The organism is Pseudoalteromonas sp. SWXJ133 (genome assembly GCF_015864365.1).
Lineage (GTDB): Bacteria > Pseudomonadota > Gammaproteobacteria > Enterobacterales > Alteromonadaceae > Pseudoalteromonas > Pseudoalteromonas arctica.
The window spans coordinates 45,544-53,763 of sequence record NZ_JADYXJ010000030.1; the positions used below are offsets into that span (position 1 = coordinate 45,544).

Genomic DNA, 8,220 nt, shown 5'->3' on the forward strand with positions numbered 1-8,220 from the left:
CTAAACTTTAATATCGATTAACGTGCCAAGTACATCATCGGCCGTTTGAATTGATTGCGTATTTGCCTTGGCATTAAACTCTTCAACTTTTAAGTTAACAAGCGCTTCATCAACACGAGCAGGCTGTGCTACAGGTGCAGTAATAGCTTCTTCAGGGCGTGCTGCTGTAAGCTGACGTTGCTGCGCTAATTGCGCGTCATCTTGCTGTTCTATACTGGCACGGTTAATCTCAGCACTGGCTTTTTCAATACCTTGGCTAGCTCGATTAAACCCTTCTACACCACTATTAAATACAGATCCGATTGGCATATTAAAACCTCCACCAAATAAACATTGTTTAATTATCGCTCAGGTTCTGCTCAAAATAAAGCTTTAAACAGCGCTATTCTTAGCTCTATTTTAAAGCATTGATTTAACGACAGATAAAAACTCACTTTTATGAGAAATAAATGGCGCGTGCGACGCTTTATCTAGCACCTCGTATTCAAACTCAGTATTTAGTACTGACATTTCACTAATTGCTTTATAAGGCACTAAGGCATCAAGTCGGCCAAATACTCCTTTGATAGGTACTGGGCAATGAGCAAATAAATCGCGTAAATCGTCGTTTTGTAAAATATCTAAACCAGCACTCAGGGCGTCGCTTTGTGGTGCGCTGTACTGATTTAGTAATTGTTTAAGCAGCTTTATATCATCACGCGCCGACTCGCTACCCATCGCTTGAATAGCTAAGAAGCGCTCTATTGTTTTTTCTCGATGATTAACTAACTGCTCTTTAAACTGCGCCAATACATTCGCTTTTATTCCGGGCCAATTATCTGCCTCCGCAAAAAAAGGAGTCGATGCAATTAAAATAACTTTTGATACTTTTTCAGGCCAATGCTTAGCAATATAAAGTGCAAATAATCCACCTAACGACCACCCCATTAAAATGGTCTTCGGCTTTAACTGCTTACTTAAAGTTTCTGCTGCATCATGCAAAGTATAAGGGCTTGGGCAAACATGGCTATTACCAAACCCAGGTAGGTCAAGGCTACGTACACTTCCTGAATATAAAAACTCAAGTTCTGGCTGTACTAACTGCCATACGCCCTGATTCATTCCCCAACCATGTAATAACACTAACTCATTTTGCATATTTGCCTAACCTTTACCAAACTTAGGCTCATCATAACGTTTAAAAAGGCGATTGCAATGCAAGGAGAGAGTCAGTGAAACAAGCCGTTTTAAATTGGTTATTTCCCTCTTATTGCGTGCAATGCCAAAATACGATTACGACCTCTTTAGGGCTTTGTGATTATTGCCTTGAAGATTTACCATTGTTTGATTTTAGTAAGCATAAGAATTTACTGCATCGACCCGATATTGTTGAGATGTTTCCTAATTGCGAGTTTGATAACTTATTTGCCTGTGCTTTTTATCAACCTCCCTTTGAACATTGGCTTAAAAGGCTAAAATTTAATAATCAAATCCATTATAAAAAGGCATTGCAGCAAGTTATACAAAAACAATTAACGCAGTTTTTTGAGCAAAGCCCTACTTTGCCAGATACCTTTATTATTTTACCTCTTCATAAAAGCCGATTCATTACTCGCGGGTTTAATCAGGTAAGCCAAGTTTGGCAACCATGTTTAGCTAATTACGCATCAGTGAGTAACGTACTTATTCGCAATAAAAAAACACAAGCCCAGTCGGAGCTATCTAAAGCAAAGCGTATTAAAAACTTAAAAAATGCCTTTATTTGTACAGAGGATATGGACGGTAAAACAGTCGCTATTGTTGATGATGTGATGACGACAGGGGCAACATTAAACGCAGCTACTAGTGCACTAAAACAAGCAGGCGCTAAACAAGTGTGGGCTTTTACAACTTGCTTAACGCCTATTTAATTATTAAAAAGTATTATACCAATCCGCAATAATACTTAATCATTTTACGGGGCTAAACGTGTCGCTACCTGAGTTAAAAAATTTTCATTTACGACTGCATGGATGCAGAAGGTAGAGCAATGCAGGAGCAATTGCCGAGAACAACTAAATAGCGAATTTTTTGCCTAGCTCTCAACACGTTTTTCCATCCTCAAAATAGATCACTTAATTTAAGCGAATTAGTATTATTCGCCATTTGCACGAAACGTATGGCCAAAAAATAAAGCGTTGCTTAGTAGTCGACTAGTCCCATACCAGTAACCTCTAAATACAGGGTCATCGGTCATGCCTATTACTGTACCTCGTCCGTATGAGTGAGCAATTAAGCCTGCGCCGCCAGCAACTTGCTCAACATTAACGGCATCGGTAAAGCCTGCCAATAATGGATTTTTAGTGTAGGTAAGTATATTTACGAACGGAGCATCGGAAGCTTCTAGCAACCAAGTACTGTTTTTGAATACGGGCAATGTATTACGCTTAAGTGAAAATGTAAGCGGATGAGTTAAATCTACATTAGTATTAAAAATAGCACCTGCAATGCGTTGACGTCCTGCTAAATGATCTTTATCGCCATAACTTAAATCTGTCGTTTTAAATGCACTTGCTACATCTTGTCGTGATAGATAGCTTGCTTTGAGTAATTGCTGATCAGCTAAAAATTTAGCGCCGCCTTTGTGACCCCAAATAACGCCGCCTTTTCTTACCCAGCTTTTAATAGCCACTTTGTCGGCATCAGATAGGCTATTGTAATTGCCATGAGCAAGCACAATATGACTGTAGTCACTTAACTCGAGTGAACTAAAGCGGTTCATTTCAACAATTGTTGGTGCAACACCTACAAAGCGATCTAGGTAATACCACACTTCGCCGACTTCGTACTGGCTTGCGCCTTGCCCGCCAATAAGCAGTACTTTTGGAGCACTAACAACCGCCATTGATCGCGACCCTAAATCGGCTCCTTTACTTGTTAAACCTGATGTAATCGGTTTGATTGCAATACCAAACTCATTTTGTGCTTTATTTAGCAAGGTAATCCAATCTGTATTTGTTTGTAGTCCAGCCGGTATAATAATACTTCCAGGTTTAAAATTAATTTCTCCTGATGTTGATTTAGCCGTTAATGCTTTTAGCGCTACACGTGCTTTTATACCTTGCTGTAATAAGCTATTTAACATTTTAGGTGCTAAATAATCATCCCACGAAAAACCAAATGCGTAACCTTCGGTGAGTGAAGAAAATGATGGGGTTGCTACTTTTTCCCATGCTTTATCAGCAACCTTTAATCCCCAACTACTTTTAACTTTAGAAAATGGCAAATTAAACGCATGCGCTAATGTCCAGCCAGATACATCGTAAAAAGTATTATCAGCAAAGTTTTTTTGCTCACTAAAAATCGCTTTTACCAAACGATATTGTGGTTGTGCTAATGGTACAAAATAGCTATGTGTACTGAAATTCTTACCATCTGCTTTTAATGATTTAGTAAGTGGGTAAGCGTTAATTTGATGCTGCTTTAACAATTCTAAAAAGTGCTTAATACGGGTGTTGTCGCTTGCACCTTCAACAACATAACCTTCAAAGCTTTCATCGCTGGCTAAATCAGTAGCCTGATTATAAAATTTAGCTTGGTAATCCAATAACGCTTGGCGGTTATCAACTGCTGCCTTAAAGGTAGATAAACTCGTTAACAGTTGATTTTTAATAGTGAAAGGAAAGCTCAAAGGTCCATTTATAGTTTCTTGAATATGTCCACGAGAACTTGCCTGCTCAAATAAAATGCCTATGCCACCATTTACATCGGGATAGGTTGAACCTTTACCGTAATAGAAGTCATCAAAGCTTTCTTCAGTAAAATAAAGTGCGTTGTTTTCATCTAACGTTTTTGCGTGATAGTTAGCAATCGCTTTAGTTAACGTTACATTTTCATCAGGTGTTATTGGGTGTTTACGGCTTGGAATACCTGGTTGAAAAAAGTAACTGCTGTTTGGTCCCATTTCATGAAAGTCAGTTAAAATATTTGGTTTCCACTGATGAAATTTGGCAATACGCGCGCGCGATTCAGGATGCTGTAGTAATAACCAGTCACGATTTAAATCAAACCAGTAATGATTGGTACGACTACTTGGCCAGTTTTCAACATGCTCACGGGTTTTAGGGTCACTTGATAAGTTCATTCCTCGGTTACTGTTTGCCCAATTAGCAAAACGAGCAAGCCCGTCAGGATTAAGTGAAGGGTCGAGTAAAATAACCGTGTTATTTAATAGCTCATCTATTTCAGTACCTTGTGCAGCAGCTAAGTAATATGCCACCAGCAAAGATGAGTTACTACCTGATGACTCATTACCATGCACACTGTATCCCATCCATACAACAGCAGGGTCGTCTTGTGCTTTACCACTGTTATTACTTAAGCGTGCTAAGTGAGCTTGGCGTGTCTGCTCTATGCTTGATAACTTATCAGCAGCAGTAATTGTTAGCATTACTAACGGGCGTTGTTCATGCGTGCGGCCAATCACCTCAAAATTTATACGGTCGCTTTTATCAGCAAGTATTTCCATATAACGTACGAGCTGATCGTGTCTCACGTGCCACTCTCCTACTTCGTAACCGAGTATTTGCTCAGGAGTAGGAATTGAAGGGTCAAATTTTACATCTTGTTCAAAATAATACGAAAGTGGCTTAGCTACACTTGAAAAGCTAAGCAACACCACCATTAATGTTAATACCAAACGCATATAAATCACTCAAAAAATGTTCGTTGTTTGCACGCTACCATTGCTTAAAATAGATGCCAACTTTTTACGCTCAACACTAGCCGCAACACGATGAGCGGAGTATGATACGCAGTATCCGAGTAATTTAGTCAAGTATAGATGGTTTTATGATTTCTATTTCCGAAACAGCGCAAGCGCATTTTGCTAAACTATTAGCAGATCAATCACAACAAACCAATATTCGTGTGTTTGTTGTAAACCCAGGTTCATCACAAGCGGAATGTGGTGTGTCTTATTGTCCAGAAGACGCTGTAGAAGCGAGCGATATTCGCCTAAACTTTAACGGTTTTGATGCCGTTGTAGATGCTGAAAGTGCTCCATTTTTAGAAGAAGCTGAAATCGATTTTGTTACCGACAAAATGGGTACTCAGTTAACGCTAAAAGCACCAAATGCAAAGGCGCGTAAAATAGGTAACGATGCATCGTTAAACGAACGTGTACAGCACATGCTAGAAACCGAAGTAAATCCACAACTTGCTAACCACGGTGGTCAAGTAAGCCTTGTTGAAATTACAGCTGCAGGTATAGCTATACTTCAGTTTGGTGGTGGTTGTAACGGTTGTTCTATGATCGATGTAACGCTAAAAGAAGGCATTGAAAAAGAAATGATAGCTAAGTTTCAAGAAATCACCGGTGTTGCTGATATAACAGAGCACGAAGCGGGCGATCACTCTTACTATTAGGCCTTCTAAATGCTAAAGCAGCTTATTTATCGCTTAGGGAGCAACCCTAAGCTGAGCTTAAAGCGCTTTTTTCGCGGCTTAGCACTGTTTGTGCTAGCCGTGATATTCATATCTATTGGGTATTACACTCACTACAGCTTACAAATAATTGGCGTTATAATTTTACTCCCCGCATTATTTTTTGCCGGTTGGGGCTACTGCGGTATTTTTGCTAATCGTTTTTCACAAGTTTTAAAAGATATGGGCCCTAAACACCACGACCCCGATCTCTGGAAATAAACCATTTATTTAGTTTAATCTAATAGCTGATTATTTATTTTTAAGTGGTGATATTTAATTATTAATGTAACCCCGCGCATTAACATAAAACAGCTCATAGCCAGCCATAACCCGTTATTTTGCAAGTCTATAAACACCCAAAACACACCAAAAAAGCCAACTCCTGCTGAAAGTATCATACTGTTACGCATGTTCTTTGCTCGCGTAAGCCCTACAAAAACACCATCAAACAAAAAGCAACTCATGGCCAAAATAGGCAACACTATTAGCCATGGTAAATAGTGTGTTGCCTCTTGAATAACCTCTGGCACATTGGTTAAAAGCTTGATTATACCGCTGCCGAATAATGCAAAACAAGCGCTATATAAGACGCCAAAAAGCATGCCCCAAAATACACTTATTTTAACCCAAAGCTCTATATTTTTAACGCTTCCTTGGCCTTTAGCTTGCCCTACTTTTGCCTCAGACGCGTAAGCAACGCCATCAAGAGCAAAACTCACCAACATTAGAAAGTTAAGTAAAACAGCATTAGCAGCTAATGTGGTTTCGCCTATACGCGCTGCGTAAAACGTCATAAAACTAAAGCATAATTGCAGTATTAAAGAGCGAATAAATATATCTCTATTCAAACTCAATAATTCAGCCATTTTGCTAATACTCAACCAATTCGGTACATTTAGATCAATGTCTTGTTTTTTAGCTAGTTTAACCACTAAAAACAGTGCAAATACTAAAGCCGTATAATCAGCAATAAGTGAAGCCCACGCAGCGCCTGCAACTGCCCAATCTAAATAAACAACAAAATAAATATCGAGTACTATATTAACGATATTAGTGACGAGTAATAAATAAAATGGACCTCGACCATAATGCACACCAAGCATCCAACCCAGTAACACTAAATTACACAATGCTGCTGGAGCACTAAAAATACGAATGCTAAAATACTGATACGCTTGGATAAGTACATCGCTATTGGCGGCGGAGAGGTAAGCAATAGCGTGCTTTATTAATGGGGATAACACAATTAATAGCACAGCCACTGCGCTTGCAAGCAATAGGCTTCGTTTAAGTAAAGCGGCAAGTTGGGTTAAATCGTTTTTTCCGTATGCTTGTGCCACGAGTCCCGTGGTGCTCATTCTTAAAAAACCAGCAAGCCAAAATAAAATAGATATAACTGCAGAGCCAAGGGCAATACCCGCTAAGTAATGAGCGCTTCCTAAGTGCCCAATTACAGCAGTATCAACAATTCCTAACAACGGCACTGTGATATTTGATAGTATCATCGGACCCGCTAACAACAGCAAGCTTTTATGGTGTGCCTTATTATGTATAAGAAATTGTTTCATTTAGTATTATTTATCCTCATTAGTGTATCTGTGCGGGCTCAAGCAGCCGTTATTTTACAGTATCATCATGTTAGTGAAACCCTACCCGCTGTAACGAGCGTTAGCGCCAATACATTCACTAAACATTTGAGCTATTTAAAAGAGCACAACTTTAACGTTATTCCTCTTAATGACTTAATAAACGCACTTCAGCAAGGTGAAACCTTACCTGATAAAACTGTCGCCATCACCTTTGATGATGGTTATAACAATAACTATGAACAAGCCGCGCCTATTTTAGAAAAGTTTGGCTACCCGTACACTATCTTTGTAAATCCTAAATTAATAGACGAGAGCATGAGCTACGTAATGGGGTGGGATAAGCTCAAAGAATTATCTAAAAAAGGGGCATTAATAGCCAATCATAGCGGACAACATGATTACTTACACCTTAAGCTTGAAAACGAAACCGATGCACAATGGCAATCACGTATTAAGCAAGATATTATTAGCTCTCAAAAGCGTATAAAAGAAGAAATAGGCCACGACTATAAATACTTAGCATACCCGTATGGTGAGTTTAATAACGAGCTGCAAGCACTTGTGACAGAGCTTGGTTTTGTGGGTATTGGTCAGCACTCCGGCGCTGTAAATAAAGACTCTAATTTTAGCCGCTTACCGCGTTTTCCTGCATCAGGCTTTTACAGCAAACTAGAAACTCTTATTACTAAGCTTAACTCACGCGCATTTAATATCACCAATTTAACTTATCAAGATAGCGTTACACAACAAAATCCACCCACGCTCATAATTGAATTTAAAATGGGTGACTTTCATAAAAGCCAATTTGCCTGTTACGTATCAAGCGTAGGCCAAGCAGATTTAAAATGGGTAAATAAAAATACAGTCGAAATAACCTCACCAAAGGTGCTTAATAAAGGGCGATCTCGTTTTAATTGTACGGCCCCTTCTATTTCTAGCCCTGGTGATTATTTTTGGTTTTCGCAGCCTTGGGTAATTGAAGCGCCTAAACCTTAACTGCCTGATGTAATAGTCGCTGGGTTATTTTATTAACTACTCTAGAGCACAAAAAAAGGAGCCTAAAGCTTAATGCCGATCAGTTAAGAAAATGACCGGTTGACCGATCCAAACGATCATGCAAAATCCGTAGTTAGGAAACTAACTACGGATTTTTTTGTGAATATAGAACAAGCACTGCAAGCAACAC

Annotated in this window: 8 protein-coding genes; 4 read left to right on the forward strand and 4 right to left on the reverse strand. The window is 39.1% G+C overall.

All coding sequences use genetic code 11. From position 1 onward, the window contains the following. Nucleotides 1–309, reverse strand: coding sequence for a hypothetical protein (locus I6F40_RS17810; protein WP_007584971.1), 309 nt, complete (start codon nt 307–309; stop codon nt 1–3). A gap of 90 nt (nt 310–399) precedes the next feature. After that, on the reverse strand, nt 400–1,137 hold the full coding sequence (bioH, locus tag I6F40_RS17815) for a pimeloyl-ACP methyl ester esterase BioH (RefSeq protein WP_010554945.1): 738 nt from the start codon (nt 1,135–1,137) through the stop codon (nt 400–402). A gap of 74 nt (nt 1,138–1,211) precedes the next feature. Between bioH and I6F40_RS17820 the strand changes: the two genes are divergently transcribed. Continuing rightward, nucleotides 1,212–1,889, forward strand: coding sequence for a ComF family protein (locus tag I6F40_RS17820; protein WP_197193280.1), 678 nt, complete (start codon nt 1,212–1,214; stop codon nt 1,887–1,889). Nucleotides 1,890–2,113: 224 nt separating this feature from the next. Here I6F40_RS17820 and I6F40_RS17825 read toward each other — a convergent pair whose 3' ends face one another. Further along, the gene (locus I6F40_RS17825) at nt 2,114–4,663 is read right to left on the reverse strand and encodes a M14 family zinc carboxypeptidase (RefSeq protein ID WP_197193281.1); all 2,550 of its coding nucleotides are present in this window, start codon (nt 4,661–4,663) and stop codon (nt 2,114–2,116) included. A 146-nt stretch (nt 4,664–4,809) separates the two neighbouring features. Here I6F40_RS17825 and nfuA point away from each other — a divergent pair, with 146 nt between their 5' ends. Further along, entirely contained in the window at nt 4,810–5,385 is a 576-nt protein-coding gene (nfuA, locus tag I6F40_RS17830; RefSeq protein ID WP_197193282.1) for a Fe-S biogenesis protein NfuA, read from the forward strand. 9 nt (nt 5,386–5,394) lie between these two features. After that, complete coding sequence (locus tag I6F40_RS17835; protein WP_002959572.1) at nt 5,395–5,664, forward strand: hypothetical protein; 270 nt, start codon at nt 5,395–5,397, stop codon at nt 5,662–5,664. 14 nt (nt 5,665–5,678) lie between these two features. On the opposite strand, the gene I6F40_RS17840 is transcribed toward I6F40_RS17835, so the two are convergent. Beyond that, on the reverse strand, nt 5,679–6,950 hold the full coding sequence (locus I6F40_RS17840; protein ID WP_197193283.1) for an MATE family efflux transporter: 1,272 nt from the start codon (nt 6,948–6,950) through the stop codon (nt 5,679–5,681). 42 nt (nt 6,951–6,992) lie between these two features. Between I6F40_RS17840 and I6F40_RS17845 the strand changes: the two genes are divergently transcribed. Next, nucleotides 6,993–8,030: a polysaccharide deacetylase family protein gene (locus tag I6F40_RS17845; RefSeq protein ID WP_197193284.1), complete on the forward strand. Its 1,038-nt coding sequence runs from the start codon at nt 6,993–6,995 to the stop codon at nt 8,028–8,030. The last annotated feature ends 190 nt before the right edge of the window (nt 8,031–8,220 follow it).

Coding starts and splice junctions, on each gene's coding strand:
- I6F40_RS17835 (WP_002959572.1), top strand. CDS start 5,395: ATGCTAAAGCAGCTTATTTATCGCTTAGGGAGCAACCCTAAGCTGAGC.
- nfuA (WP_197193282.1), top strand. CDS start 4,810: ATGATTTCTATTTCCGAAACAGCGCAAGCGCATTTTGCTAAACTATTA.
- I6F40_RS17845 (WP_197193284.1), top strand. CDS start 6,993: ATGTATAAGAAATTGTTTCATTTAGTATTATTTATCCTCATTAGTGTA.
- I6F40_RS17840 (WP_197193283.1), bottom strand. CDS start 6,950: ATGATACTATCAAATATCACAGTGCCGTTGTTAGGAATTGTTGATACT.
- I6F40_RS17825 (WP_197193281.1), bottom strand. CDS start 4,663: ATGCGTTTGGTATTAACATTAATGGTGGTGTTGCTTAGCTTTTCAAGT.
- bioH (WP_010554945.1), bottom strand. CDS start 1,137: ATGCAAAATGAGTTAGTGTTATTACATGGTTGGGGAATGAATCAGGGC.
- I6F40_RS17810 (WP_007584971.1), bottom strand. CDS start 309: ATGCCAATCGGATCTGTATTTAATAGTGGTGTAGAAGGGTTTAATCGA.